Source organism: Roseixanthobacter psychrophilus, assembly GCF_043195195.1.
In the GTDB taxonomy this organism is placed as follows: domain Bacteria; phylum Pseudomonadota; class Alphaproteobacteria; order Rhizobiales; family Xanthobacteraceae; genus NCEH01.
The window spans coordinates 440,038-465,535 of record NZ_JBAFWT010000001.1; the positions used below are offsets into that span (position 1 = coordinate 440,038).

Sequence of the window (25,498 nt, forward strand, 5' to 3'; positions counted from 1 at the left end):
AAATGTCGCAGGGGAAAGGGGCCGAACCACGGCGCTTCACCCCCGCACCGCCGCGCCAAAAGCGGCACGCCCGCTGGCCAGCGCATCGTCCAGAAGCTCGATCCGATCCTGGCCCCAAAACACTTCCCCATCAAGGACATAGGCGGGAGCGCCGAAGACGTCGGAGGCGCGTGCGAGGTCGCGATTGGCGAGATAGGCGGCGTCGATCTCGCCGGTTTCGGCGACGGCCAGCAGGTCCGCCCCAGGCAGGCCCACGCTGTCGCACAGGGCCGCGATCACCTGCGGGTCCGCGAGATCCTTCTGCTCTTGCCAGACGCCGGAAAAGATAAGCGGCAGAAGGGGTTCGATATTATATCCGCGGATCAGCGCGGCGATCAGCACCTTATCCGCCAGCGCCCCGTTGAACGGCCAATGGGCCGGGTGGATATGGAAATCGACCCCCAGCTTCACCCGCCAGCGCTGGAGTTCGATCAGCCGATAATTCTGCCGCTGCGGCGAGCGCTTGGAAAGCGGCAACCCGCCGGTCTCCGCAAACACCGGCCCAAGCTCCACCGGAATGAACCGCACTTTTGCCCCCCGCCGTGCCGCCACCGCCATGAAGCGAGCGTGCCCGAGGAAGGTCCAGGGACTGACCACGGAAAAAAATAGTCGATGTGGCGGGGTGTTACGGGTGTTGTGGACATGCGGGCCTCCGAATCCGGCGGTTCTAGCACGCGTCGAAAGCAAGCGCCTGCGATTCGGATCCTTTCATTGATCCGCCGCCGGCACTTGATGCGGGTCAAGGCCGGAAGGGCGCGATAGGCGCATGGTTTCGTTGGGCTTTGCCCCGCAGAGCGGGCCAGTCTAAGCTATAGCGCGGCCTTGCGGCCACCCACCCGGAAGGGCCATGCCATGGCAACCCGCCGACCCGAACTCGATGCCCTCAAGGCGGAACTGGCGCAATCTTCGCCGGAACCCGCGCCCGCCGCCGCCCATTCCAAATCAAGGTCCCGCGCCAAGCCGGCGGCGGCCGCAGCATCTGCACATGGTACGCAGCCTCACGTGTCGCATGATGCTGAGCCGGTGGAAGAGGCGGTCGCGAGCGAGGCGCCCGAGCCAAGCCTGTCCGATTTGCAGGCCTTGGTGCGCGAGCTCCAGGAGGCGGTCAGCGACGCCAAGGCGCAGGCTGACGCAACGGTCTCAGCCCATCCGGCAGTCTCCGTCGCCTCGGCCTTTCTGCTTGGCGTCCTGGTGGGACGCGCATGGGGACGTTCGTCATGAAACTCGATAATGCCTTGCGCAACCTCAAGGTTCTCTGGCGCGCAGACTCGATCATCGCCGACATTCACTTGCGGGCACTGCTGGCGCGCTCGGGCGTTTTCACCTTCGCCGCGCTGATCGCAGCCAGCGGTGTGCTGATGCTCGGCTTTGCCACCTATCTCGCCTTGGCCGAGCTTTGGGGGCCGGTCTGGGCGGCCGTTGCGGTGGGCGGGGGAAATATCGTGGTGGCGGGCATCGCCGCCCTGATCGCCACCGCCATCAAGCCGGGGCGCGATCTGGATTTCGCCCATGAAATCCACAAATCAGCCATCGAGGCGCTGGCGGGCGACCTCAAGGACGCAGAGGGGGAGGTCAAGATGATCGCCAATGCGATCCGCCATCCCTTCGATTCCGCCTTGCCGGCCCTGCTGGTGCCGGTGGTGGGATCGCTGCTCAAAGGGCTGCGTTCCGACCGGGGGAAATGATTGCGGGAGCAGGGCCTTAGGCCTTGCGCACCCAGCGTCCGTTCCCATCCTGCTGCCAGTAGGTCAGGGTGTGGCCGGCCGCCTTGGCCTCGCGCCAGCGGTCGCGAGCCGCAGCGACCGCCTCCTCGTCGCGGCCGTTGAACATGTGGACCACACGCACGTACGGCCCGGCATCGGCAAGGATCGCGCCGTCCACCAGGAAGCGCACCTGCGCGTTGTTGGGATTGGCCTCGGTCGTGGTGATCAGGATCGGCTGGCGTTCCACCTGGGCCTGCGCGTCCGTGCCATGGGGCAAGAACGCGCTTTCGTTATAGGTCCACAGATGCGCATCCAGCGCGTCCCGCCGCTCGGGCGAGGAGCATTGGACCACACACCGCCATCCCCGCTCCAAGCTCTTTTCGAGCAAGGCGGGCAAGGCGTCCTCCAGGGGACGCCGCTCCAGGTGGTAGAACACGATTTCACTCAAAGCCCGGCCCCTCGCCGCACGGCCGCGCGCGGCTGCGTGGAAGATGTGCGGCCGGTACGGCCGGCGGTCAAGGCGGGCGCGCTCAGACGAATTCCTCCAGCACGGCCGTCAGCCGTTCCAGATCCTCCGGGCGCGAGAGGCGATGGTCGCCGTCCTTCACCAACGAAAACACCACATCATCCTCGGCAAGGCAGGAAACCAGCCGCATGGCATGCTGCCATGGCACATCGACATCCTGCGCCCCCTGGAGGATCCGCACCGGGCAGCCCACCGCGAACGGTGCACCGAGCACCAGATTGCGGCGCCCGTCCTCGATCAGGGCCCGCGTGATGACATGAGGTTCGTCACCATATTCCGAGGGACGCTCAAAGCGGCCCGTGTCCAGGATCGCTTTCTGCGCCTCGGCCGAAAGGCCCGCCCACATCAGGTCTTCGGTAAAATCGGGAGCGGGGGCGATCAGCACCAGCCCCTTCAGCCGGTTCTCGCCGCGGGCGGCGAGCGCGCGCGCCACCAGCAAAGCCATCCAGCCGCCCATGGAAGAGCCGACGAGGATCTGCGGGCCCGCAGTCGTGTCGAACACCGCCAGCGCCTCTTCCGCCCAGGCGGAGATCGTGCCGTCCTCGAACCGGCCGGCGGATTCCCCGTGGCCGGAATAGTCGAAGCGCACATAGGCCTGACCGCGCTGCGCGGCCCAATGGGCGAGCGTCTGCGCCTTCGAGCCCATCATGTCGGACTTGAAACCGCCAAGCCATAGGACCCCCGGCGCTTGGCCAGGGATGCGCCGCACCGCAATGGCGCGGCCATTCACGTCGAGATGGGTGAGGATTTCCGCGCCAGGCGTGGTCATGGTTGGTTCCAAACCGGTCAGGCGGCGAACGCCGCGAAATAACGCGCAATCATGCGCTCATAGATGCGGGTGAGGTCTTCAAGGTCGCTCACCAGGGTGGATTCATCGACCGCATGCATGGTGCGCCCCACGAGGCCAAACTCCACCACCGGGCAAATATCCTTGATGAAGCGGGCGTCCGATGTGCCGCCGGAGGTGGAATGCTCGGGCACCCGTCCCGTAACCTCGGCGATGGCGGCACAGATCAGCTCCACGAACGGACCCGGCGCGGTAAGGAAGCTCTGGCTCGCGCCGGCCCGGAATGTCACCTCATAGGAGCCGGTTCCGTGCGCCGACGCGAGGCGCCGCATAATCTCCGCCTTGAGGCTGTCGAGCGTGAACTGGTCGTTGAAGCGCACGTTGAACTTTGCCTGCGCCTCGGCGGGAATGACATTGAAAGCGGCATTGCCCACGTCCACCGACACTATTTCCAAGTTGGAGGGGGGAAAATGGGCCGAGCCGGCATCGAGCGGCTGGGCGGTCAGGGCGGTCAGCAGCCGCACGAGGCGCGGCACCGGATTGTCGGCAAGGTGCGGATAGGCCACATGCCCCTGCCGACCATGCACGTGGATCACACCGGACAGGCTGCCGCGCCGGCCGATCTTCACCGCATCCCCCAGGGCCGAGGGATTGGTGGGCTCGCCGAGAATGCAATGGTCCACCCGCTCGCCGCGCGCCTTGAGCCATTCCACCACCTTCACCGTGCCATCCAGGGCCGGGCCTTCCTCGTCACCCGTGATGAGGAAGGAGATGGCGCCCGTCTTCGGCGCACCATGGCGAAGGGCAGCAGCCAGCGCGGCGGCGACGGCGCCCTTCATGTCCACAGCGCCGCGCCCGAAGAGCTGGCCGTCCACCACCTCGGCACCGAATGGAGGATGGCGCCAGGAGGCTTCATCGCCCGGCGGCACCACGTCCACATGGCCGGCGAAGCACAGGTTGGGGGAGCCGGTGCCGATCCGCGCATAGAGATTGGCGATGGGAACGCCGGCGCTGTCGAACGGCAGCAAGGTCACCTCATACCCCGCTGCATCGAGAATCTGCGCCACCAGGGCAACTGCACCCTCCGCATGGGGCGTAACGGAGGGCGCACGCAGGAGCGCCTGGGCCAAACCGAGCGGATCCGTGCCGGAGCTCATCGCTTGGGACTTGACGGAATGGGGCGTGCTCATGGAGGTAGGTCCGCATCGAGGTTTCCCCGTTCTAGAGCGCTTCGCTCCCGGATGGAACGGTTGCGCGCCCAAGAAGCCGGCCCGGTTCGGCGCGCAGCTATTTCCATTCGGCCATCAGTCTGCCGCCTTCGGTTTCCTATAAGGGCGCCATTCACCGGCCGCTCTGGAGATTTTCCCATGTCGCGACCCATCGCGCGCGCTGCACTGTTCGCCGGGGTTCTGATCGCCCTGCTGCTCGGCGGCTTCGCCTTGTCGGCATCGGCGGCACCCGCTAGCGATCCGGCCGTCCAGGCCGCGCGCGAAAAGTTGGATGCGACCCGCTCCTCGCTCGACAGCATCGAGGGCGCCCTCACAGTGGAAGGGCTGCGGGCCAACGACCTTGATGAGTTGCGCTCCCGCCTCGACCCGGTGCGCCGCGACTTGGCTCAGCGCACCGATGCGCTAGTTCCGCGCCTTGCCAATGCCAAGACCCGTGCCCAGGAACTGGGCGAGCCGCCAGCGGCCGGCGCACCGCCGGAAGATCCCTCGGTCACCGCCGACCGCGAGGCGATGCAGGGCCTGATCGCGGAACTGGACGCCGTCATCAAGCAGAACCGCGCCTTGCTGGTGCGGGCGGATCAATTGTCGGACCGCCTCTCCAGCAGGCGGCGGGTCCTGTTCACGGGCCAATTGTTCGATCGCTCCATGAGCATCCTCGATCCGAGTCTATGGAGCGGGGCGGCAAGCGGGCTCGGCGGCGAGGGGCGCTCGCTGCGCTTCCTCGCGAACGATTGGCTGGCCTTTGCCCTGCAACGCCAGAGCGTGCCGGTGCTGATGGCAATCACGGCGGGGGCGTTGGCGATCTTCGCCTTCGTGTTCGGCATCGGTCTCTTCTTCAGGCGCAAGTTCGCCTGCCCGCCGCCCGCCGATGGCGCAAGCTATCCTCGATTGCGGTCCGCCCGCGAGGCGGTGAAGATGGCGGTATTTAACGCCCTCACCACACCCCTCGCCGTCATCGCCGCCTTTGCTTTCATTGGCGGGTTCGATGTGACGCCGCCGCGCGCATTAGATGTGGTTCATGGCCTTCTGGTTGCTGTGTTCATCCAATCCATCGGCCTTGCGGTCTCGCGCGCGATGCTGGCACCGGGCCAGCCTTGGCGCCGCCTGCCGCCCCTGTCCGATTATTCGGCAATGCTCTCCCACCGCTATTTTTCCTGGATGGTGTGGACGCTGTCGATCGCCGCATTCCTCAATGCCATTCATAGGGCCCTGTTTGCTCCAGTAGCCCTCACGGTGGCCACAAGCGCGGTCATGGCGCTGCTGATTGGCCTCTTCATCATCCGCATGCTCATCTTGCTGGCCAACCATGAGGAGGTGGAAGAGACAGCGGCACGGACGGTAGCTGACACCGCAGCCGACGGCGGTGAGAGCGCTCGGGGCGGTGTACCGTGGATCCGTTTCGTCATGTGGCTGGTGCTGGCGGGCGTCGCCGGTGCGCTGATCGCGGGATATGTGGGCCTCGCGGCCTTTGTTGCGGCCCGTCTGGTGGTCGCCTCGACCGTGATCGCCGGCCTTTATGTGCTGAACGAATTGATCGAAGCGTTTTTCGGCGGCCTGAGCCCGGACACGGTTCACGCGCGCCAAGTCTCCCGTACGCTGGGCCTTCGGCAGGAGCGGCTTGACCTGCTGGGCACGCTGACGGCGGCGGTCCTCAAACTGATGCTGCTGGCCGTCGGCCTGCTGCTGATCGCCGGCAGTTGGGGCACCTCCACCGCGGACGTGATGGACACCATCGAGCGCGCCTCGTTCGGGGTGCGCATCGGCACCACCACCATCACCTTGGGCAATGTGCTCTATGCCATCACCCTTCTGATCCTCGGCATCTTCATCGCCCGCTCCATCCAGCGCTGGGTCACGACCAAATTCCTACCACGCACCGGGCTGGAGCCGAGCCTCCAATCCTCCATTGGCACCATCGTCGGCTATCTCGGCACCATCGTCGTCCTGATGGTCGCGATGGGAGAGATCGGGCTCAATCTCGAAAACATCGCCTTGGTGGCCGGCGCGCTGTCGGTCGGTATCGGCTTCGGCCTGCAGTCGATCGTCTCGAACTTCGTCTCGGGCCTGATTTTGCTGGCGGAACGGCCGATCCGGGTCGGCGACACCATCAATGTGAAGGGCGAGGAAGGCTATGTGCGCCGCATCAGCGTGCGCTCCACCGAGATCGAGACTTTCGAGCGGGCGACGGTGATCGTCCCGAATTCCGATCTGATCTCGGGCATGGTGAAGAATTTCACCCATTCCAACACCACCGGCCGGGTCATCGTCGCGGTGAATGTCACCTATGACGGCGACTTGGAGGAGGTGCGGGACATCCTCGTCGCCTGTGCCTGCGACCACCCCCAGGTGCTGCAATCGCCGCCGCCGCGCGTGTTCCTGACCAAATTCGCCGATGCCGGCCTCGGCTTCGAACTCCGGTGCGTGGTGGCGAACGTGGACTACGGGTTGACGGTGAAAAGCGATCTGCACTTCTCCATCCTTACCCGCTTCCGCAAGGCGGGCATCGGCATGGCTTGCCAGCCCTGGGCGGCACTCGCCCGTGCCCCGGCCGACATGGTTCCCGCCCCACCCCAATCCAATGAACCGGCCCCCCCAGCGCCGCAGGCCGTCGTCGCTGCCGCCCCCCAGGCTCCGGCGGCGGCACCCGGCCCTGCGGGCACGATGTACGAGAAACCGACGAAGCCGGGAATTGTCGGGGCGGCGCAGCAGCCGGAAGGGGCGTGATCGGAGGAGGATGCTAACGCTTCCTAAACCTCGCCGCCCTCACATAACGGGCCGATCCATTTCCTGTCCTGGAGGCCGCATGCGCGCCGCTCCCCTCATCGTGCTCCTCTCCTTCCTTCTGGCCGCCTGCGGCACGACGGAGGTGGAGCCGACCAAGCCCGCCTTTTACGACAATCTTGCCAAGAGCGGGCAGCCCGTGGACCCGGCCGCCGCCGCTTCCATCATCAGCGCCTACCGTACTGGAAAGGGCCTGTCCGCCGTGGACATCGATCCCGCGCTGAGCCGTGTCGCCCAGGATCAGGCGGACGCCATGGCCAAGGCCGATACGCTCTCGCACGAGGTGGGCGGCCGCACCTTCGTCATGCGCATGAAGGCGTCGGGCTACGACCCCGCAATCGCGGTGGAGAATGTGGGCGCCGGCTATCACACCCTCGCGGAGGCCTTTTCCGGCTGGCGCGACAGCCCGCCCCACAACAAGAACATGCTCACCCCGGGCGTGACCCGCATGGGGATCGCGACCGCCTTCAATCCCCGCTCCAAATACAAGGTCTATTGGGCGCTGGTGCTGGCTCAGCCGGAGAAAGCGCGCTGACGCAAGGCGTCCGCGCCCCTCTGCGGTGCATCGCACAATGTGGATGGACGCGGACGCAACAGAGCTTTAGCTTACCTTCTGCCTAAGCTTTAAGCAGGAAGGTGACGTTGTCCGCATCGGGTGAGTATGAACGCCGTCGCGCCGCGTTCCAATGGCACGTTCCTGTGCGTTACAATATTGCGGTCCATGCCTGCGACAGCTGGGCCGAACGCGAGCCGGATCGCCCGGCCCTGTTCCTGCCGTCCGCCGGCGGCTTCGCCCCGCTGAGCTATGGCGCGGTTGCCGCCGCCTCAAACCGGCTGGCGCGGGCGTTGGCCCGCCAGGGGATCGGACGTGGCGACCGGGTGGCGATCCTTCTGCCACAAGGCATGGAAGTGCTCGCCGCCCATCTCGCCACCTATAAGCTCGGCGCCATCGCGGTGCCGCTGGCGGCGGTGTTCGGCATCGACGCCATTTCCTACCGCCTGGAGGATTCCGGCGCCGCAGCCCTGGTGACCGATGGCAGGGGGCTGGCCAAGCTGCCCGTGCGTCCCGCCAGCCTGTCCGTGCTGGTCTGCACCGACGGCGCCTCTGGGGATGTGTTCGGCTTTCACGAGATGAGCGCGGGCGAGAGCGCGGCACCGCTGCCCATCGACAGCGGACCGGACGATCCGGCGTTGATGATCTATACCTCCGGCACCACCGGCCAGCCCAAGGGTGCGCTGCACGGCCACCGGGTGCTGCTGCCCCATATGGCCGGCATGCGCTTCACCCATGACGACCTGCCCAAGGCCGACGACCGCATGTGGACGCCGTCCGACTGGGCCTGGGCCGGCGGGCTTTTGAACACCTTGTTTCCCGCCTTGGCGCTGGGGGTTCCCGTGGTGGTGCAGCCGCCGGGAAAATTCGATCCCGAGCGCGCCTTCGACCTGATGGCGCGGGCCAAGGTGCGCAACGTCTTCATCCCCCCGACCGCGCTGAAAATGATGCGCGCGGTGGTGCGGCCGAAGGAGCGTTTCGGCTTCGACCTGCGCACCGTGGGGTCGGCGGGGGAGGCCCTGGGGGCGGAGACGTTCCAATGGGGGCGGGAGGGGCTGGGCGTTGCCATCAATGAATTCTACGGCCAGACCGAATGCAATTACGTCATCGGCTCCAACGCGACCATGGGCGTCGCCCGGGCCGGTGCGACGGGCAAGGCGCTGCCGGGCCATGAGGTGGCGATCCTGACGGCGGACGGCACGCCATGCGCCATCGACGAGATGGGGCAGATCGCCATTCGCGCGCCCAACCCGGTGATGTTCCTCAGCTATTGGAACCGCCCGGAGGCGACGGCGGAGAAATTCGCCCACGGCTTCATGCTCACCGGCGACCTCGCCCGCCAGGATAGCGACGGCTATATCCATTTCCTCGGCCGGGACGATGATGTGATTACCTCGGCCGGGTATCGCATCGGACCGGCGGAGATCGAGGATTGTATCCTGCGCCATCCCGGCGTCGCCATTGCCGCCGTTGTGGGCAAGCCGGACCCGGTGCGCACCCAGGTGGTGAAGGCGTTTCTCGTTTTGCGCGATGGGGTTACGCCGAGCGAGACATTGAAGCGGGAGATCCAGGATCTGGTCCGCAATAATTTGGCCGGATATGAATATCCCCGGGAAATCGTGTTCCTGGACGAGATGCCTTTGACCAGTTCGGGCAAGGTCATTCGGCGCCTGCTGCGGGAGCAGGATTAGGACGTCTCGGCAAGGGGTTAGCGCAGATCCCGTGTCACCGGCGGGCGCCCCGCGCGGGGAAAATGTTTCATGTGAAACATCGCGGGGGCGCGGAAGAACGGCGCGGAACAAGCCGGATTCGGCCCTTTTCTCCCCCGGAACTTGCAAATTCCGCAGAAGTTCAAGCGCGGGCGGGCCCCGCTCCCGGCCAGACCGGCATGCGGGCGATGATCAGGCGATAGGGGCCGAGGAACAGGCACACCATGGCGAGCTTCACCCCATAGTCGAACACCGCCCAATTCTGCCACGGCAGATCGGTGCCGGCGAAGGCCAGGGTGAAGAACACCACAGTGTCGATGGCGCTGGAGATCAGGCCGGAGACGAAGGGCGGCATCCACCAGGCGCGACGGCGCAGACGGTCGAACACCGTGGCGTCGAGCAATTGGGCGACCAGGAAGGCGGTGCCGGAGGCGAGCGCGATGCGCGGGGTCGCCAGCAGGGCGGAGAGCCCCACCGCCAGGGCGAATCCCACATAGATCACCTGCCGCGTGCGGGCCGGGCCGAGGCGGCGGTTGGTGAGGTCGTTCACCAGGAAGGTGACGGGGTAAGTGAAGGCGCCGTAGGTGAGATAATCCGCAAGGCCGAACGGCTCGAACGGAAACTGCACCAGGATATTGGCGGTGAGCACCGCCGCGCACATGCAAAAAACCGCGAGCGAAAACGCCCGCGGTTCGGATTGCAGGGGAAAAAGGCGCGCCATGCCGGATCGCCCGTGCCGTCGATCGCGAGACGCGATCAGGCGGCCGGCTTCACCTCGGCCATGGCCTTGACCACGAGACGCTTGATCTCGAGGGCGCGCTGGGAGAGTTCCTCGTCGCGGGCCTTCTTGAGGAAGGCATCGAGGCCGCCGCGATGATCGACGCTCTTCAGCGCATTGGCGCTGACTCGGAAGCGCACCGAACGGCCGAGAATTTCGCTCTCGAGCGTCACGTTGCAGAGATTCGGCAAGAACCGGCGCTTGGTCTTGTGGTTCGAATGGCTCACGAGGTGGCCAGTCAGAACCCCCTTGCCGGTCAGGTCGCACCGCCGGGACATGGCAGAAGTCCTTCAAATTCGTTGATCGCGGACGCGGAAGCCCAGGGCCGTACCCGACCCCTCGTCTCACACCCGCATGTATCGGGAAGGCGCTCGTATAAGGGGAGCCGGCTTCCGCGTCAAGCTCGGGGGCAGGCGGAACGACCCAAAGCGCGGGCCCAGCTTTAGCCGACCCGCCGCTCGGCGAGGGCGGCGAGTTGGTCGGCGACAGTACCCCAGCCGTCGTGAAAGCCCAGCTCTTCGTGCGTGGCGCGGTCGGCGCCGTTCTTGTGCATCACATGGGCGGCATAGACGGTGCCGTCGGGATGGTCGCGGAACGTGATGATCGCGGTGATGAAGCCCTTTTCCGCCGGCCGCCAGCCGCCCAGCAGCACGTTGGTGAAGACGATCCGCTCCTGCGCCGCCACGTCGAGGAAACAGGCGTCGAGATGGGGCACGAAGGCGCCGCCATCCTCGCTCATCCGCGTCACGAAGGCGCCGCCGGGGCGAAGATCCATCTGCGCCACCTGGCAGCGGGTGGGCGCGGGAATCCACCATTGCGCGAATTGCGCGGGATCGGCCCAGGCGTTCCAGACCACGCTCCGGGGCGCCTTGATGATGCGGGAGAGGGTCAGGTCGAGATTGGGATCAACGCTGGGGGTCATTCCGGTGTGTCCTGGTTCGCGGTGGTGACGAAGCGCTCCAGCCGGTCGGTCCGGCCTTCCCAGAGCGCGCGTTGGGCACGCAGCCAGGATTCGGCGAGCGCGATGGATTCGCCCGCGATGGCGCAGGTCCGCACCCGCCCCGCCTTGTGCGTGCGGATCAGGCCCTGCCCTTCGAGGAAATGGATGTGCTTCATGAACGAGGGCAAAGCCATTTCGAACGGCGCCGCCAATTCGCTGATGCTCGCCGGCCCCCGGCCCAGCCGGTCCAAAACGGCGCGGCGGGTGGGGTCGGCCAGCGCCTGGAAGACACCGTCCAAACGGTCTGAATACTGATCCATAAGGCTAAGTATCACGCACCGATACTTAGCGCAACGGCTAAGCGTTGGACTTCGCTCCCGCCGGCAGAAACAGCGCCTGCGCCTCCCGCGCCACCTTGGCGATGAAGTCTGCCGCCACCTTCACGCGGGCGAGGTCGCGCGTGTCGGCATGGGTGAGCAGCCAGAAGCTGCGGATCAGCGAAACCTCCTGCGGCAGGATGGGCACGAGGTCGTCGACGGTATCGCCCATGAAATTGGGCAGCACGCACACCCCTGCCCCGCCGCGCGTCGCCATGAATTGGGCAACGAGATTGGAGCTTTTCAGGCGCGGCCGCAGCTCGCGCGAGACCGCCGGCACATAGTCCAGCTCGGGCGTATAGATCAAATCGTCGATATAGCTGATGAAGGGATGGCGCAGCAGCGCCGCCCGGCTCTCGATGGGGCCATGCTGGGTGAGATAATCGCGCGCCGCATAGAGGCCGAGGCGATAGTCGGTGAGCTTCCTGGCATGCAGCCGCCCTTCCTTGGGCCGGCTGATGGAGATGGCGATATCCGCCTCGCGCTTCGACAGGCTGAACAGGCGCGGCATGGCCAGCAATTGGATGTCCAGCGCCGGATGCAGCGCCGCGAGCGCGCCGATGCGCGGCGCCAGGAAGAAGGTGCCGAACCCGTCCGGCGCGCCGATGCGCACCGCGCCGGAAACGCCGAGATCGGCCCCGCCGATATCCTGCTGGGCGCCGGCGGCGAGGGTCTCCATGGCTTCCGCCGTGGCCATGAGCCGTTCGCCCGCGCTGGTGAGCATATAGCCAGCCGGCTGGCGGTCGAACAATTTCGCCCCGAGGCTGCGCTCCAGCGTGGCGAGGCGCCGGCTCACCGTGGAATGCTCCACCCCCAGCAGGCGCGCCGCCGTGGTCAGCTTTCCCGCGCGCGCGATGGCGAGGAAATGGCGCAGGTCCGCCCAGTCGAACGCAGCCGATGGCATGTGAAATTCCGCACAGTGACGGTGCATTAATAGCGCTAGATGTGCAAAAAATGATAGGCCATTGTGCCGGCCAACAAGCGACGCCAAATTTCGGGAAACGCTTGAACCCTAGGGAGGCGCATCATGCGCGAGATCGGCCATTTCATCGGCGGCAAGCACGTCGCGGGCACGTCGGGACGCTATAGCGACGTGTGGCAGCCCATGACGGGCGAAGTCGTGGGCCGCGTGGCGCTGGCCTCCGCCGCCGAGATGCGCGCCGCCGTGGAGAATGCCAAGGTCGCCCAGATCGGCTGGGCCGCGACCAATCCCCAGCGCCGCGCCCGCGTGATGATGCGCTTCCTGGAGCTGGTGCAGCGTGATTATGACGCGTTGGCGGACCTGCTCGCCCGCGAGCACGGCAAGACCGTTCCCGACGCCAAGGGCGACATCCAGCGCGGCCTGGAAGTGATCGAGTTCGCCTGCGGCATCCCGCACCTGCTGAAGGGCGAGTTCACCGACGGCGCCGGCCCCGGCATCGACGTCTATTCCATGCGCCAGCCGCTCGGCGTGGTGGCCGGCATCACGCCATTCAACTTCCCCGCCATGATCCCCATGTGGAAGTTCGGCCCCGCCATCGCCTGCGGCAATGCCTTCATCCTCAAGCCGTCCGAGCGCGATCCCGGCGTACCCATGAAGCTCGCCGAACTGATGATGGAAGCGGGCCTGCCCGCCGGCATCCTGAACGTGGTGAACGGCGACAAGGAAGCGGTGGACGCGATCCTCGACGACCCGGACATCCAGGCCATCGGCTTCGTCGGCTCGTCCGCGATCGCGCAATATATTTATGCGCGCGGCGCGGCGACCGGCAAGCGCATCCAGGGCTTCGGCGGCGCCAAGAACCACATGATCATCATGCCGGATGCCGACATGGACCAGGCGGTGGACGCGCTGATCGGCGCCGGCTACGGCTCGGCCGGCGAGCGCTGCATGGCCATTTCGGTGGCGGTGCCGGTGGGCGAGGCGGCAGCCGAAGCCCTGCTCTCGCGCCTCGTGCCCCGCGTGGAGAGCCTCAAGATCGGCCCCTCCACCGACGTGACCGCCGATTTCGGCCCGCTCGTCACCCGCGAAGCGCTGGAGCGGGTGACCAATTATGTCGATATCGGCGTGAAGGAAGGCGCCAACCTGCTGGTGGATGGTCGCGGCTTCAAGCTCCAGGGCTATGAGAACGGCTTCTACATGGGCGGCTGCCTGTTCGACAATGTCACCGCCGACATGCGCATCTACAAGGAAGAGATCTTCGGCCCGGTGCTGTGCGTGGTGCGCGCGCCGGACTACAAGGAAGCCCTGCGCCTGCCGACCGAGCACGAATATGGCAATGGCGTCGCCATCTTCACCCGCGACGGGGACGCCGCCCGCGACTTCGCCTCCAAGGTGCAGGTGGGCATGGTGGGCATCAATGTGCCGATCCCGGTTCCGATCGCCTATCACACCTTCGGCGGCTGGAAGCGCTCGGGCTTCGGCGATCTCAACCAGCACGGGCCGGACGGCGTGCGCTTCTACACCAAGACCAAGACCGTGACCTCCCGCTGGCCTTCGGGCGTGAAGGACGGCGCGGAATTCGTCATCCCCACCATGGGGTGATACCAAACCGGCGCGCCTGGCCTTGCTGCGGCCGCGCCGGTTCGCTCAAACCGCTTTAAGCGTAGACGCCTCAGGCGCATGACGCGGCCGGTTCCAGCGCCATGCGCCTTCCTTCGGCACGCCGGACCAACCGGCGGCCGGATTTTCGTATTTGGGAGGGTGCCATGTTTGAATTGACGGAAGACCAGCAGGCCATCCGCGCCATGGCGCAGGATTTCGCGCGCGAGGAAATCGCCCCCCATGCCCAGGCGTGGGACGAGGCGGGGCATTTCCCCATTCCCACCCTCAAGGCCGCCGCCGCGCTCGGCATGGCCGCCATCTATGTGCGCGAGGAAAGCGGCGGCTCCGGCCTGTCGCGGCTCGACGGCACCTTGATCTTCGAGGCTTTGGCCACCGGCTGCCCCGCCACCTCGGCCTTCCTGTCGATCCACAACATGGTCGCCGCCATGATCGACCGCTTCGGCAGCGATGCCCAGCGCCTCGCCTGGCTGCCGGGCCTGTGCAGCATGGAGCGGGTGGCGAGCTATTGCCTCACCGAACCCGGCAGCGGCTCGGACGCAGCGGCGCTCAAAACCCGCGCGGTGAAGGACGGCGATCATTACGTGCTGGACGGGGTGAAGCAGTTCATCTCCGGCGCCGGCGCTTCCGACCTCTATCTGGTGATGGCGCGTACCGGCGGGCCGGGGCCTTCCGGCATTTCCGCCTTCGTGGTGGAGGCGGGCACGCCCGGCCTCTCGTTCGGCGCCAATGAGAAGAAGATGGGCTGGAAGATCCAGCCCACCCGCGCCGTCATCATGGAAGGCGTGCGTGTGCCGGCGAAAAACCTGCTGGGCCGCGAGGGCGAGGGCTTCAAATTCGCCATGGCCGGGCTCGACGGCGGGCGGCTCAACATCGCCGCCTGTTCGCTCGGCGGCGCGCAGAGCGCGTTCGACAAGACGCTCGGCTACATGCGCGAGCGCACCGCCTTCGGCAAGGCGCTGAACGAATTCCAGGCGCTGCAATTCCGCCTCGCCGACATGGACACCGAGCTGGAAGTGGCGCGCACCTTCCTGTGGCGCGCGGCCGCCGCCTACGATCGGGCCGATCCGCAGGCGACGCGCCTGTGCGCCATGGCGAAACGCGTGGTCACCGACAGCGGCTTCGAGGTCGCCAACCAGGCGCTGCAATTGCACGGCGGCTACGGCTATCTCGCCGATTACGGGATCGAGAAGATCGTCCGCGACCTGCGGGTGCATCAGATCCTCGAAGGCACCAACGAAATCATGCGGGTCATCATCTCGCGCGCTCTGGTGGCGCGGGCGAACTGATCCGACACAGAACAGACAGGGGAGGACATCATGGCCAGCATCGCATTCATCGGGCTCGGCAACATGGGCGGGCCCATGGCGGCCAATCTGGTCAAGGCGGGCCATAGCGTGCGCGGCTTCGACCTTGCCCCCGCCGCGCTGGAGGCCGCGACGGCCAAGGGCGTCGCGATCGCGGCGACCGCCGCCGAAGCGGTGGCCGATGCCGATATCGTCGTGACCATGCTGCCCAGCGGCAAGCATGTGGTGGGCGCCACCACCGGCGAAACCGGCCTGTTCGCCGCCGCCAAACCCGGCACTTTGTTCATCGACAGCTCCACCATCGACGTCGCCTCCGCCCGTGCCTTCCATGAGGCGGCGCTGGCGGCGGGACACGAGCCGCTCGATGCCCCGGTTTCCGGCGGCGTGGGCGGGGCGGAAGCCGGCACGCTCACCTTCATGGCGGGCGGCACGGCGGAGGCGTTCGCCAAGGCCCAGCCGATCCTCGCGCTGATGGGCAAGAAGATCGTCCATTGCGGCGATGCCGGCGCCGGCCAGGCGGCGAAGATCTGCAACAATATGATCCTCGGCATTTCCATGATCGCGGTCAGCGAGGCGTTCGTGCTGGCGGAGAAGCTCGGCCTCTCCCATCAGGCGCTGTTCGATGTTGCCTCGACCTCCTCGGGGCAATGCTGGTCGCTGACCACCTATTGCCCCGTGCCGGGGCCGGTGCCCACCAGCCCCGCCAATCGCGGCTATCAGCCGGGGTTCGCGGCCGCGCTGATGCTGAAGGATCTGCGCCTCTCGCAGGAAGCCGCAGGCCAGGCGGGCGCCGCCACAGCCCTCGGGGCCGCCGCCACCGCGCTCTTCACCGCCTTCGAGGAAGAGGGGAATGCCGGCAAGGATTTTTCCGGCATCATCGAATGGGTGCGCACCCGCGAGGCGTGAGGCGCGCTTTTTTCATGACACATCGCGATGCCCCGGCTGGTCCGGGGCATTTTTTTGTCTTTGCGATCCATCGAAACGGGGAGGCGAATGGTAGCAGCGGGCGGATTTGAACCGCCGACCTCCGGGTTATGAATCCGGCGCTCTCACCAACTGAGCTACACTGCCACATCGCACGCCGCTCGGTGCCGGGCACGCGAGCTTGCGGAGGACGGGATATAGGGGAGCGGGCGCGGCGGTGTCAAGAAAGCGCGTGCGTTCTTCAACCGCCGGTTTTCCCCTCAACCGTGCGATTTCTTGATGCGCACCAGCTTGAAGAAGCCGACCGGGAACACCGGCGAGATTTCCACCACTTCCATGTCGCCCTGGCGGGCCGCCCAGGCGCCGAGGCGGCTGGCCTTGAAGGCGATGCTCCAGCCCACCTTCTTCACCAGCGGGGCGAGCGCGCTTTCCACATGCATGGCGGGGCCGGCATCGGCGCCGAGCTTGGAGGCGATGATGATCTCGCCGCCCGGCTTGAGCACCCGGCGCATCTCGTCGAGCGCGCCTTCCGGGTCGGGCACCAGGGTGATGACGAAGGGCACCGTCACCGCATCGAACCGCGCATCGGGAAAGCCGAGCGCGCAGGCGTCCATGGCGGCGAGCAGCGACACCTGCTTGAGGCCCCGCGCGACGGTCTTCTGCACCGCCTTGCGCAGCATGTCGGAGGAGAGGTCGATGCCGGTGACCCGGCAGGTCCGGGGATAATAGGGGAGGGTCAGGCCGGTGCCGACGCCGACTTCGAGGATGTCGGGCCCGCACTTCGCCGCGGCGGTCGCGGCCTTGCGCTGGGCATCCGCCAGCAGCTTCTCATAGACGGTGTCGTAGATGGGCGCCCATTTCGCATAAGCGCGCTTCTGGCCTTCGAGATCGTACTGGACCGCCATGTCTGCCTCTGCCCCAGCCTGTGCATCCCGGCTCTCGCCCCGCCGGGACGTCGTGTCATGCACGTGGTGTCATGCACGCCCTGTCGTGCGGCAACGCGCCGCGAACATCTCTTGCGCTCAGGCCACCTGCGCCTGCAGCGCGTCGCGCACCGCCGAGCGGGTGCGCAGAATGGTGCCGCCGCCCAGCAGGCGGGCGCCGCCGTCCGGAGCATCGTAGAGCACGCAAGCCTGTCCCGGCGCAACGCCTTCTTCGCCCAGGTGCAAATGCACCAGTGCCTCCCCCTGCGCATCGAGCCCGAGCCGGCCGGGCGCCGGCGGGCGGGTGGAGCGCACCTTGACGAACACCTCGCGGCCCGCCGCGCAGGCGTCCGCGAACGGCTCGTCGCCGAGCCAGTTCACATCCGATATGCGGATCGCATGGACGGCGAGCGCCTCGCGCGGGCCGACCCTCACCTCGCGCCGGGCGGCGTCGATGCCGATGACATAGAGCGGCTCGGGCGTGGAAACGCCCAAACCCTTGCGCTGGCCGATGGTGTAATGCATCACGCCGCGATGGCGGCCGAGCAGCCGCCCGTCGAGGTGCACGATGTCGCCGGGATCGCCCGCTTCGGGCCGCAGGCGCTGCACGATTTCAGCATAATCCCCGCCCGGCACGAAGCAGATGTCCTGGCTGTCCGGCTTGTCCGCCACGGTGAGCCCGAGTTCGACGGCGAGCGCGCGCACCTCGCTCTTCTTCAGGTGGCCGAGCGGAAAGCGCAGCCGTGCGAGCTGCGCCTGGGTGGTCGCGTAGAGGAAATAGCTCTGGTCGCGATTATCCTCGGCGGCGCGGTAGAGCGCGCGGCGCCCGTCCGGCAGGGCGCGGCTGGAAACGTAATGGCCGGTGGCCAGCACGCTGGCGCCGAGATCCTCGGCGGTGGCCAGCAGATCGCGAAACTTGACCGTGCGGTTGCAATCCACGCACGGGATCGGGGTGACGCCCGAGGCATAGCTGTCGGCGAAGCGCTCGATCACCTCTTCCTTGAAGCGGCTTTCGTAATCGAGCACGTAATGGGGAATGCCCAGCTTCTCCGCCACGGTGCGCGCGTCGTAGATGTCCTGCCCGGCGCAGCAGGCGCCCTTGCGCAGGGCGGCGGCGCCCTGGTCGTATAATTGCAGCGTCACGCCCACCACGTCATAGCCGGCGCGTGCGAGCAGCCCGGCGACGACGGAGGAATCCACGCCGCCCGACATGGCGACCACCACCCGCGTGGCGGCGGGGTCGGCGCCGAGGTCGCCGATCTGGTCGAGGAGAGACGAGGGCAAGTTCATAAGGCGGAATTACCGGCAGTGGGACGGGGCGCACAGCAGACACCTGCTGGGCCACGTCCCTTTAGTATAGGTTGCCGCCGCCAGTGTGCAATTGCGTCGCAACACACCATCCATGTGCGCCAAGCAGGGGCCCATGGCGAAACCCGCGTCCCGCGCACTCAATCCGCCGGTCCCGCGCCCGCCAGATGGTGGAGCACGATGCCGCTGGTGGTCGCCACGTTCAGGCTGTCGAAGCCGGCGGCCATGGGGATCGAGACGGTGCGGGTGCGCGCGAGAAGCTGCGCCGGCAGGCCCGGCCCCTCGGTGCCGAACAAGGCCGCGACCCGCGCCCCACGCTCCAGGCGCGACAAAGGAAGGGTGCCGGAGGGGCTGAGCGAGACGATGTCGAAGCCCGCGTGCTCCAGCGCCTCCACCAGCGCGCCGCCATCCGCCACGCGAGCATAGGGCACGATCAGGCTCGCCCCCACGGAGACGCGGATCGCCTTGCGATACAGCGGATCGCAGCTCTCGTGATCCAGCAGCACCGCGGCGGCGCCGAAGGCGGCGGCATTGCGGAAGATACCGCCCATGTTGTCGTGGTTGGAAATGCCCACCAGCCCCACCACCAGCGCCCGCGCCGGCAGGGCGGCGAGCAGGGCTTCGGGCGCGGGCGGCGGCGGCGGCTCGACCAGGGCCAGGATGCCGCGATGGATGTGGAAGCCGACGATGGCGTCCATCACCGGCTGCTCCGCCACATGCACCTGAACATCATCAGCCAAAAGGGCGAGCACATCGGCGAGGCGCGCGGCGCTGGCGGGGGAGAGCAGCAGCGCGCGGATGCGATGGTCGGCGCGCGGCGCCAGCAGGCGCAGCACCACCTCGCCCTCGGCGATGAAGCGATTGCGGCGGCCGATCAGGTCACGCTCGCGCACATCAATGAAATCCGCGATGCGCGGATCGCGCGCATCGTCAATGGAGACGATCTCGCGCACGTCAGGCAAAGCGGGACGGCGCGGGACCGGCGGAGGCGCGTATCACGAGCCTCGGCTCCAGCACCACCCGCTCGGCGGGACGCGAGGGATTGGCGATGCGCGACAGGGCGAGGGCGGCGGCCGCCCGGCCATATTCGGGAATGCGGGTATAGACCGTGGTCAGCGCGGGATGCCACAGCGCGGCCTCGCCGATATCGTCATAACCGACAATGGAGAAATCGGCGCCCACGGTGAGCCCGGCCGCCTGCACGCCCATGACCGCGCCGAACGCGCACAGATCGTTGAAGCAGACCGCGGCGGTGGGCGGATTCTCCAGCGCCAGCAGGCGCGCGACGCCCTCCCGGCCGTGTTCGCGCAGGCCCGGTCCGACGCTGTGCAAGTGCGGCTCGAACGCCAAGCCCGCCTTGGCGAGACCCGCCTTATAGCCGGCGAGCCGCTTGCGCCCGGTGGACGTGCCTTCGAGCCCGCCGATCATGCCGATGCGCCGGTGCCCCAGTTCGACCAGATGCGCGACGGCAAGGCTCACGCCGAGCTGATCGTCGGAGCCGGCGAAATCGAAGCCCGAGCCTTCCACTTCACGCGTCACCTGGACCACGGCGATGCCGCTGATGGCAAGCGCGCGCAGATCGGCGATCGTGGTGTCCACGGCGGGCGAGATGATGAAGGCATCGGGCCGGTATTCGGCCAGCGTGCCGAGCGTGCGGGCCTGGCGCACCACGTCTTCCTGGCTCACGCCCAAAAGGATGGTCTCGCCAGCGGCGCTCAACGCGTCCTCGAGCGCAGCCAGCAGCTCGGTGAAGGAGGGATTGACGATATCGTGCAGGCCGACGCCGATGATGTTGGTGCGGGCGGTCCGCAGGGAGGCGGCGCCGCGATTGGCGACATAGCCGCGCTCGCGCGCCATGTCCTGCACCCGCTGGCGGGTGGCCTGCGCCACCACCGGGCTGTCACGCAAGGCAAGCGAGATCGTGGCCGTGGAAAGCCCAAGCTCCGAAGCGAGGCGTTGCAGCGTCACCCTGCCCAGGCCGGCGTTTTCCGTATCGTCCATGATCCCTCCGTGCAGCCAAGTCTTAGACGCTTCGCTTGCTCACTTCATCCATGCTAAACGATTTAAGCCCCGCGACCAAAAGACAAAGTCATATCGGAGGGAAGGAAATGGAAAATCCGCGCATCGGCTTCATCGGCGTCGGCCTGATGGGCCACGGCATGGCGAAAAACCTGCTGGAGAAAGGCTTTCCGCTCACCGTCCTCGCCCATCGCAACCGCGCGCCCGTGGAAGATCTCGTGACACGCGGCGCGCGCGAGGCGAAAAGCGCGGCCGAGCTTGCCTCAACGTGCGACATCATTTTCCTCTGCGTCACCGGCGCGCCGCAGGTCGAGGCCGTGGTGCGCGGCCCCGGCGGCATTCTGGAGGGCGCGCGGCCCGGCCTGCATCTCGTCGACACCTCGACGTCCGAGCCCACGCTCACCATCGCCCTGCATGCCGAATTGAAGGACAAGGGCATTTCGCTGTGCGATTCACCGCTCGGCGGCACCCCCGCCAATGCGGCGGACGGCACGCTGATCGCCATCGTCGGGGCCGAGGATGCGGCCTTCGCCGTGATCAAACCGGCGCTTGAGGCGATCTCGGCGCGGATCAACCATGTGGGCGGCCCCGGCGCGGGCCACACCATGAAGCTGCTGAACAATTTCCTGTCGCTCGGCTATGGCGCGCTCTATGCCGAGGCGCTGGCGCTGGCGGCCAAGGTGGGCGTGACGCCGGCGACCTTCGACAGCGTGCTGCGCGGCTCGCGCATGGACTGCGGCTTCTACCAGACCTATTTCAAATATGTGCTGGAGCGCGACGAGAACGCCCACAAGTTCACCTTGGCCAATGCGCACAAGGACATGCGCTATATCAACAATCTCGCCTCGGCCACCGGCGCGGCCAATTTCATCGGCGCGACCATCAAGAATGTCTATGCCGCCGCCGAGGGGCTCGGCCGGGGCGATTGGAACGTGCCGCAGATTTCCGACGTGGTGGCCGAACTGAACGGGGTTTCCCTGGGCGAGATCCCGCAATTGAAGGCCGCGGCGGAATAGCGACGCCTATTCCACCTCGCTCTCGACCGGGCCGCCATCAATTAGCCGGCGCAAGACCAGCAAGGCCTCGCGCAAGGCGGCGTGCGAAGGCGGCGACAGGGCGAGCCGCACGGCATTGGGGGCATGGCCGGGCGTCACCGCGAAGGCACTCGACGGGGTGATGGCGATGCCCTGCCGCGCCGCCGCGCCGGTGAACGCCTCCGCGCGCCAGGATTCCGGCAGTTCCAGCCAGGCATGGTACGAGCGCGGGTCGGCCTTGAGCATCGCCCCGTCGAACACGCTCCGCGCGATGGCTTGGCGCACCTGGGCATCGGCGCGCTTGGCCTTCACCAGCCGCGTGACGATGCCCTCACCCATGATGTGCAGCCCCATGGCCAGCGGGAGGCCCATGACCGCCCAGGCGCCGGACCGCACCGCAGCCACCAGGCGCTCGCTCCAGGCGGGCGGCCCGGCGATGAAGCCGAGGGTAAGCCCCGGCGCGACCCGCTTGGAGAGGCTGTCCACCAGCAGCACATGGTCGGGCGCGCGCACGCAGAGCGGTTCGTCGTCGCACAGGAAGCCGTAGATCACATCCTCCACCGCCATCAGGCTCTCGGCCTTGAGCAGATCGGCAATCTCGTCGCGCCGCGCCGCGTCCATGGAGACGCCGAGCGGATTGTGCAGGTTGGGTTGAACGTAGATGCCACGTAAAGGCGCCGCGCGATGGGCGCGCAGGACCGCGTCGGGCTTCAGCCCCTTATCGTCCATGGCCAGCGGCACCAGGGTGATGCCGAGCCGCGCGGCGATCCATTTCACCGCCGGATAGGTCATGGCCTCGACGCCGATCCGCTCGCCGGGGGGCGCGAGTGCCGCGAAGGTGGCGGCGATCGCCTGCCGGCCGTTGGTGGTGAACGCGATGCCCGCCGGATCGGGACGCCAGTTCGGCCCGGCGAGAAAATCGGCGGTGGCACTGCGCGCGGCCCGCGTGCCGGCGGCGCCGACGGGCCGAAAGGCCTGCGCAAGCCCACCCGGCCGGATCAGCCCCGCGAGCACCTGTTCCAGTTCCGCGTCCTGGGTCGGCAGAATGGGAAAATTGAGTTGTAGATCCACCGTCGCGTGCGTCGGCTCGCCGAGGCTCGACGTGCTGGCCGCCCCGATGGTGCGCACATAGCTGCCCCGCCCGACCTCGCCGGCGATCAGGCCGCGCCGGACCAGTTCGGCATAGACCCGGCTGGCGGTGGAGGGCGCGATCTTATGGGCATAGGCGAAATCGCGCTGGGTCGGCAGGCGGCCGCCGGGCGGCAGGCGACCCGAGGCGATGTCGGCGGCCAAGGCATCGGCGAGGGCGCGGTAATCCTGCGGGGCCATTTATTGCTCCGAGTACAATATATTGATTGCACCGATATCATAGCAGGGCAATGAATGCGAGCAATTGATCGAGGTTGCTCACATGACACGGTTAAATCAGTCCATTGCCCCGGGTGAAGGCCGGATCGGAACTCAGCAGGCCCCCACCCCACGGGACGCGATGGCCCGGCGCCCCGGCGCCCAGGCGGGTGGCCGCGCGACCGGCCTCACGATAGCCCGGCCCGATCGCGTCTCGCCCGCGCCGCCGGATGGCCGGCTCGGCTTGCTCGGACTGCTACTGCTGTGGCGGCGGCGGGCGCGCAGCCGGCGCGAACTCGGCGGGCTCAATGTGGATCAATTGCGCGATGCCGGCATCAGTGGCGAGGTCGCCAAGCGCGAGGCGGCAAAGCCGTTCTGGCGGGCCTGAGGAGAAGCCTCAGCGCTTCACGCCATAGGCCTTCATGAACATGCGGACCGCGCGCTCGACGACCGCTTCGATCTGGCTGCTCTGGATCGAGGCGGCGGCGCCGAACAGCACGGGGGCCAGGATCGTATCCTTCGAGAGCGAGAGAAACTGGCTGGCCGCCGCGTCCGTATCCTCGATGTTCAACACGCCCTGCTCGACCTTGGCCTGAAGAAACTCCGACAATCGCCGAATGCCGGAGTTCGGCCCGGCCTCGAGGAACCGCAGGCCGATGGCGGGAAATTTCTCGGCAATCGCGATCACGGTGCGCACCGTCGCCACATGGCACGGCCGCAGCATGGCCTCGATGAAGGAAATGCCGAGCTTGGTGAGGGCCGCTTCCACGTCCGGCTCGGCGGCATCGAGGACGAACAGGCGTTCGGCCGTCTCGGTGCATTCGGAGCCGACAAGGCTGGCGAACAGATCGACCTTGTCGTGGAAATAAACGTAGAGCGTCCCCTTGGAGACGCCGGCCGCGCGCGCGATCTCGCCCATGCTGGCGGCATCGAAGCCCTGTTCGAGAAAGACTTCCCGCGCGCCGGCCAGAATCTGCCGGCGCTTCTCCGGGTCCTGGCCGGCCAAGGTTTCCCTGTTTTCCACAAGCGTCAAAATTCACTCCCTGCGCCAGCGGCTGCGCGAGCAATACGCGGCCATTGCTACATTACCCTTCGCCGAAAGGGCCGCCCCGTCAATTCGTAGAAGCCCCTGAAAGGAAAAAAAATGACCGAACGGTTCGGTCGCACTTGCAACGGCCGAGCTGTCGGGATAGAAAGGTGGTGTCTTGACCGAACCGTTCGGTCACATCAGGTGCCGCAACCCGGGTGTGATCGGCGTTGAGGGAGGAGAGCACCGCCCCCGCTCTCCTCCTTCATTTTCCTTCTGCGCATCAAGATCGGCCCGCCGCCGCGGCGTGTTCGATGACAGCCAACACGGGCGTCTCGATCGTCGGCGCGATGCTGAGATGGTTGTTGCCCTCGCGCTTCGCCTCGTAGAGCGCGCGATCCGCCGCCAGGATCAGCGCCGCCATGTCAGCCACCGTCCCAGGGCGCGTGGAGGCGGCCCCGGCCGATGCCGTGCACATGCTTTCGCACCCCTCAACCAGTCCCGAGAGATAGGTGAAAGTCGCCATGATGCGCCGCGCCGCTATGGCGGCCTGCTGGCCGTCCGTCTCCGGCAGGAGCACCGCGAACTCCTCGCCCCCGATCCGCCCCGCCATGTCGCCCGCGCGCAATTGCGTCGTCGCCGCGGTCGCGAAAGCCAGCAGCACCGCATCGCCGACCGGATGGCCATAGGTGTCGTTGATCAGCTTGAACCGATCGAGATCGAACACGATGACCGCGCTCGGCCGAGCCCGCCGGGCATCGCGCGCCAGCGCCGCGACGGAATGGACGAACAGGGCCCTGCGATTCGGCAGGCCGGTCAGCCCGTCGGTGTCGGCGGCCAGTTGCAGCTGTGCCGCGATTTTCTCTTTGGTCAGCGTGACCAGCAGGAAGGCGAACAATTGCAGCATCACCACGTTCTCGAGCGCGATCGCCGAGAACCAGACGTTGGCGAACATGAACACCGGCCCCTGCGGCTGTTCGAGCGCGATCGGAATGCGCAGCATCAGGGTGACGCAGTGAAACCCCAGCAAGGCGGCCAGCGGAATGCGGCTTGGCAGGCCCTTCACCTGCAGAAACTCGATGGTCGCAAGCGCGCAATAGCTCGCCAGCAGGGTCGAGGAGAGAATGACGCGCGCCAGGAAATTCGTATAAAAATCCGGAAACTGGCATGCCATCAACCAGATGATCGACCCCGCCACGGCAATCAAAGGTTCCATCCGACGGCCGTTAAAGGCGCGCACGGCCGCATAGATCAGCCCGCCGGAATAGATCAGGAACGCGGTGCCGAGGATCTGCGAAAACGGGCTCGGCAGGGACTCGCGCGCGGCGTTGAGCGCGATGCCCAAGGCGATGATCGCATAAGCGACGCCGCCCCAGAGCAGGAGGCGTTCGCTACGGGCCTGCGACCACGCCCAGATTTGCAGCACGGCACCGATGCCGGCGGTAATCACCAGCAAAAAGAAGAGGGTCTGAGGTTCGGATGGCATCTTGACCTTTTTGTCTCCGGCGGGAGGCTACGCCGGCTCCCCCCTCGCGCCAATACTCTTTTTTCGCGCATAGCGTGTATCATGGCCTAAATTGCGAGCTGCTGGCGCCCTCGGCGCAGGATCGGCTAGCCTCGCCTTCTCTTCTGCCCGCGCGAGTCT

26 protein-coding genes and 1 tRNA gene are annotated in these 25,498 nt (G+C 66.9%); 10 read left to right on the forward strand and 17 right to left on the reverse strand.

Annotated features, from left to right (window positions below; translation table 11 throughout):
* Positions 1–36: 36 nt before the first annotated feature.
* Positions 37–636: a 2-hydroxychromene-2-carboxylate isomerase gene (locus V5F77_RS02035; protein WP_429003629.1), complete on the reverse strand. Its 600-nt coding sequence runs from the start codon at positions 634–636 to the stop codon at positions 37–39.
* Positions 637–891: 255 nt separating this feature from the next.
* Here V5F77_RS02035 and V5F77_RS02040 point away from each other — a divergent pair, with 255 nt between their 5' ends.
* Together V5F77_RS02040 and V5F77_RS02045 are read left to right on the forward strand one after the other, a co-directional pair.
* Positions 892–1,260 carry a hypothetical protein gene (locus V5F77_RS02040; RefSeq protein WP_429003630.1) on the forward strand — a complete coding sequence of 123 codons (369 nt, stop codon included), beginning with the start codon at positions 892–894 and terminating at the stop codon, positions 1,258–1,260.
* Positions 1,257–1,724 carry a phage holin family protein gene (locus V5F77_RS02045; RefSeq protein ID WP_429003631.1) on the forward strand — a complete coding sequence of 156 codons (468 nt, stop codon included), beginning with the start codon at positions 1,257–1,259 and terminating at the stop codon, positions 1,722–1,724. The genes V5F77_RS02040 and V5F77_RS02045 overlap by 4 nt, the downstream gene beginning before the upstream one ends.
* Positions 1,725–1,740: 16 nt before the next feature.
* Here the strand turns inward: V5F77_RS02045 and V5F77_RS02050 are convergent, their stop codons facing one another.
* The 3 genes from V5F77_RS02050 to dapE all read right to left on the reverse strand — a co-directional run bounded on the left by V5F77_RS02050 (position 1,741) and on the right by dapE (position 4,245).
* Positions 1,741–2,190 carry a DNA polymerase III subunit chi gene (locus V5F77_RS02050; protein WP_429003632.1) on the reverse strand — a complete coding sequence of 150 codons (450 nt, stop codon included), beginning with the start codon at positions 2,188–2,190 and terminating at the stop codon, positions 1,741–1,743.
* 82 nt (positions 2,191–2,272) lie between these two features.
* Positions 2,273–3,037, reverse strand: coding sequence for an alpha/beta hydrolase (locus V5F77_RS02055; protein ID WP_429003633.1), 765 nt, complete (start codon positions 3,035–3,037; stop codon positions 2,273–2,275).
* 17 nt (positions 3,038–3,054) lie between these two features.
* Positions 3,055–4,245: a succinyl-diaminopimelate desuccinylase gene (gene dapE / locus V5F77_RS02060; protein ID WP_429003634.1), complete on the reverse strand. Its 1,191-nt coding sequence runs from the start codon at positions 4,243–4,245 to the stop codon at positions 3,055–3,057.
* 177 nt (positions 4,246–4,422) lie between these two features.
* On the opposite strand from dapE, the gene V5F77_RS02065 reads away from it, so the two are divergent.
* From V5F77_RS02065 to V5F77_RS02075, 3 genes are all read left to right on the forward strand, one after another.
* A complete protein-coding gene (locus tag V5F77_RS02065) occupies positions 4,423–7,008 on the forward strand; it encodes a DUF3772 domain-containing protein (protein ID WP_429003635.1) in 2,586 nt (861 codons plus the stop codon).
* Between the two features lie 79 nt (positions 7,009–7,087).
* Positions 7,088–7,600, forward strand: coding sequence for a CAP domain-containing protein (locus tag V5F77_RS02070; protein WP_429003636.1), 513 nt, complete (start codon positions 7,088–7,090; stop codon positions 7,598–7,600).
* A 101-nt stretch (positions 7,601–7,701) separates the two neighbouring features.
* Positions 7,702–9,309 (forward strand): AMP-binding protein, encoded by a 1,608-nt coding sequence (locus V5F77_RS02075; protein WP_429003637.1) that lies wholly within the window; start codon positions 7,702–7,704, stop codon positions 9,307–9,309.
* Between the two features lie 160 nt (positions 9,310–9,469).
* Here the strand turns inward: V5F77_RS02075 and V5F77_RS02080 are convergent, their stop codons facing one another.
* The 5 genes from V5F77_RS02080 to V5F77_RS02100 form a co-directional block, all read right to left on the reverse strand.
* Positions 9,470–10,048, reverse strand: a complete 579-nt coding sequence (locus tag V5F77_RS02080; protein ID WP_429003638.1) for a queuosine precursor transporter — start codon at positions 10,046–10,048, stop codon at positions 9,470–9,472.
* A 35-nt stretch (positions 10,049–10,083) separates the two neighbouring features.
* Positions 10,084–10,383: a 50S ribosomal protein L28 gene (rpmB, locus tag V5F77_RS02085; protein ID WP_429003639.1), complete on the reverse strand. Its 300-nt coding sequence runs from the start codon at positions 10,381–10,383 to the stop codon at positions 10,084–10,086.
* A 164-nt stretch (positions 10,384–10,547) separates the two neighbouring features.
* Positions 10,548–11,027, reverse strand: a complete 480-nt coding sequence (locus tag V5F77_RS02090) for an SRPBCC family protein (RefSeq protein WP_429003640.1) — start codon at positions 11,025–11,027, stop codon at positions 10,548–10,550.
* Complete coding sequence (locus V5F77_RS02095) at positions 11,024–11,365, reverse strand: ArsR/SmtB family transcription factor (RefSeq protein WP_429003641.1); 342 nt, start codon at positions 11,363–11,365, stop codon at positions 11,024–11,026. Before V5F77_RS02095 ends, V5F77_RS02090 begins: the two co-directional genes overlap by 4 nt.
* Before the next feature lie 37 nt (positions 11,366–11,402).
* Positions 11,403–12,326 (reverse strand): LysR family transcriptional regulator, encoded by a 924-nt coding sequence (locus V5F77_RS02100; protein ID WP_429003642.1) that lies wholly within the window; start codon positions 12,324–12,326, stop codon positions 11,403–11,405.
* 123 nt (positions 12,327–12,449) lie between these two features.
* On the opposite strand from V5F77_RS02100, the gene V5F77_RS02105 reads away from it, so the two are divergent.
* The 3 genes from V5F77_RS02105 (at position 12,450) to mmsB (ending at position 16,177) form a co-directional block, all read left to right on the forward strand.
* Positions 12,450–13,946 carry a CoA-acylating methylmalonate-semialdehyde dehydrogenase gene (locus tag V5F77_RS02105; RefSeq protein ID WP_429003643.1) on the forward strand — a complete coding sequence of 499 codons (1,497 nt, stop codon included), beginning with the start codon at positions 12,450–12,452 and terminating at the stop codon, positions 13,944–13,946.
* A gap of 164 nt (positions 13,947–14,110) precedes the next feature.
* The gene (locus V5F77_RS02110; protein ID WP_429003644.1) at positions 14,111–15,253 is read left to right on the forward strand and encodes an acyl-CoA dehydrogenase family protein; all 1,143 of its coding nucleotides are present in this window, start codon (positions 14,111–14,113) and stop codon (positions 15,251–15,253) included.
* 30 nt (positions 15,254–15,283) lie between these two features.
* Positions 15,284–16,177 carry a 3-hydroxyisobutyrate dehydrogenase gene (gene mmsB / locus V5F77_RS02115; protein ID WP_429003645.1) on the forward strand — a complete coding sequence of 298 codons (894 nt, stop codon included), beginning with the start codon at positions 15,284–15,286 and terminating at the stop codon, positions 16,175–16,177.
* 88 nt (positions 16,178–16,265) lie between these two features.
* Here the strand turns inward: mmsB and V5F77_RS02120 are convergent.
* From V5F77_RS02120 to V5F77_RS02140, 5 genes are all read right to left on the reverse strand, one after another.
* Positions 16,266–16,342: transfer RNA gene (locus V5F77_RS02120), tRNA-Met, on the reverse strand.
* A 113-nt stretch (positions 16,343–16,455) separates the two neighbouring features.
* Complete coding sequence (locus V5F77_RS02125; protein WP_429003646.1) at positions 16,456–17,100, reverse strand: class I SAM-dependent methyltransferase; 645 nt, start codon at positions 17,098–17,100, stop codon at positions 16,456–16,458.
* 117 nt (positions 17,101–17,217) lie between these two features.
* Positions 17,218–18,408, reverse strand: a complete 1,191-nt coding sequence (gene mnmA / locus V5F77_RS02130) for a tRNA 2-thiouridine(34) synthase MnmA (protein ID WP_429003647.1) — start codon at positions 18,406–18,408, stop codon at positions 17,218–17,220.
* Positions 18,409–18,566: 158 nt separating this feature from the next.
* Positions 18,567–19,379, reverse strand: coding sequence for a TrmH family RNA methyltransferase (locus tag V5F77_RS02135; protein WP_429003692.1), 813 nt, complete (start codon positions 19,377–19,379; stop codon positions 18,567–18,569).
* Between the two features lies 1 nt (position 19,380).
* Positions 19,381–20,427 carry a LacI family DNA-binding transcriptional regulator gene (locus tag V5F77_RS02140; protein WP_429003648.1) on the reverse strand — a complete coding sequence of 349 codons (1,047 nt, stop codon included), beginning with the start codon at positions 20,425–20,427 and terminating at the stop codon, positions 19,381–19,383.
* Between the two features lie 50 nt (positions 20,428–20,477).
* Between V5F77_RS02140 and V5F77_RS02145 the strand changes: the two genes are divergently transcribed.
* The gene (locus tag V5F77_RS02145; RefSeq protein ID WP_429003649.1) at positions 20,478–21,461 is read left to right on the forward strand and encodes an NAD(P)-dependent oxidoreductase; all 984 of its coding nucleotides are present in this window, start codon (positions 20,478–20,480) and stop codon (positions 21,459–21,461) included.
* 6 nt (positions 21,462–21,467) lie between these two features.
* On the opposite strand, the gene V5F77_RS02150 is transcribed toward V5F77_RS02145, so the two are convergent.
* Complete coding sequence (locus V5F77_RS02150) at positions 21,468–22,808, reverse strand: aminotransferase-like domain-containing protein (RefSeq protein WP_429003650.1); 1,341 nt, start codon at positions 22,806–22,808, stop codon at positions 21,468–21,470.
* An 82-nt stretch (positions 22,809–22,890) separates the two neighbouring features.
* Between V5F77_RS02150 and V5F77_RS02155 the strand changes: the two genes are divergently transcribed.
* A complete protein-coding gene (locus V5F77_RS02155; RefSeq protein WP_429003651.1) occupies positions 22,891–23,214 on the forward strand; it encodes a hypothetical protein in 324 nt (107 codons plus the stop codon).
* 9 nt (positions 23,215–23,223) lie between these two features.
* Here V5F77_RS02155 and V5F77_RS02160 read toward each other — a convergent pair whose 3' ends face one another.
* Together V5F77_RS02160 and V5F77_RS02165 are read right to left on the reverse strand one after the other, a co-directional pair.
* The gene (locus tag V5F77_RS02160; protein WP_429003693.1) at positions 23,224–23,850 is read right to left on the reverse strand and encodes a TetR/AcrR family transcriptional regulator; all 627 of its coding nucleotides are present in this window, start codon (positions 23,848–23,850) and stop codon (positions 23,224–23,226) included.
* A 286-nt stretch (positions 23,851–24,136) separates the two neighbouring features.
* Entirely contained in the window at positions 24,137–25,339 is a 1,203-nt protein-coding gene (locus tag V5F77_RS02165; RefSeq protein WP_429003652.1) for a GGDEF domain-containing protein, read from the reverse strand.
* Between the last annotated feature and the right edge of the window lie 159 nt (positions 25,340–25,498).

Coding starts and splice junctions, on each gene's coding strand:
- V5F77_RS02070 (WP_429003636.1), top strand. CDS start 7,088: ATGCGCGCCGCTCCCCTCATCGTGCTCCTCTCCTTCCTTCTGGCCGCC.
- V5F77_RS02155 (WP_429003651.1), top strand. CDS start 22,891: ATGACACGGTTAAATCAGTCCATTGCCCCGGGTGAAGGCCGGATCGGA.
- V5F77_RS02125 (WP_429003646.1), bottom strand. CDS start 17,100: ATGGCGGTCCAGTACGATCTCGAAGGCCAGAAGCGCGCTTATGCGAAA.
- V5F77_RS02080 (WP_429003638.1), bottom strand. CDS start 10,048: ATGGCGCGCCTTTTTCCCCTGCAATCCGAACCGCGGGCGTTTTCGCTC.
- dapE (WP_429003634.1), bottom strand. CDS start 4,245: ATGAGCACGCCCCATTCCGTCAAGTCCCAAGCGATGAGCTCCGGCACG.
- V5F77_RS02055 (WP_429003633.1), bottom strand. CDS start 3,037: ATGACCACGCCTGGCGCGGAAATCCTCACCCATCTCGACGTGAATGGC.
- V5F77_RS02090 (WP_429003640.1), bottom strand. CDS start 11,027: ATGACCCCCAGCGTTGATCCCAATCTCGACCTGACCCTCTCCCGCATC.
- V5F77_RS02065 (WP_429003635.1), top strand. CDS start 4,423: ATGTCGCGACCCATCGCGCGCGCTGCACTGTTCGCCGGGGTTCTGATC.
- V5F77_RS02110 (WP_429003644.1), top strand. CDS start 14,111: ATGTTTGAATTGACGGAAGACCAGCAGGCCATCCGCGCCATGGCGCAG.
- V5F77_RS02150 (WP_429003650.1), bottom strand. CDS start 22,808: ATGGCCCCGCAGGATTACCGCGCCCTCGCCGATGCCTTGGCCGCCGAC.
- V5F77_RS02095 (WP_429003641.1), bottom strand. CDS start 11,365: ATGGATCAGTATTCAGACCGTTTGGACGGTGTCTTCCAGGCGCTGGCC.
- rpmB (WP_429003639.1), bottom strand. CDS start 10,383: ATGTCCCGGCGGTGCGACCTGACCGGCAAGGGGGTTCTGACTGGCCAC.
- V5F77_RS02100 (WP_429003642.1), bottom strand. CDS start 12,326: ATGCCATCGGCTGCGTTCGACTGGGCGGACCTGCGCCATTTCCTCGCC.
- V5F77_RS02165 (WP_429003652.1), bottom strand. CDS start 25,339: ATGCCATCCGAACCTCAGACCCTCTTCTTTTTGCTGGTGATTACCGCC.
- V5F77_RS02105 (WP_429003643.1), top strand. CDS start 12,450: ATGCGCGAGATCGGCCATTTCATCGGCGGCAAGCACGTCGCGGGCACG.
- V5F77_RS02145 (WP_429003649.1), top strand. CDS start 20,478: ATGCTAAACGATTTAAGCCCCGCGACCAAAAGACAAAGTCATATCGGA.
- mnmA (WP_429003647.1), bottom strand. CDS start 18,408: ATGAACTTGCCCTCGTCTCTCCTCGACCAGATCGGCGACCTCGGCGCC.
- V5F77_RS02040 (WP_429003630.1), top strand. CDS start 892: ATGGCAACCCGCCGACCCGAACTCGATGCCCTCAAGGCGGAACTGGCG.
- V5F77_RS02140 (WP_429003648.1), bottom strand. CDS start 20,427: ATGGACGATACGGAAAACGCCGGCCTGGGCAGGGTGACGCTGCAACGC.
- V5F77_RS02045 (WP_429003631.1), top strand. CDS start 1,257: ATGAAACTCGATAATGCCTTGCGCAACCTCAAGGTTCTCTGGCGCGCA.
- mmsB (WP_429003645.1), top strand. CDS start 15,284: ATGGCCAGCATCGCATTCATCGGGCTCGGCAACATGGGCGGGCCCATG.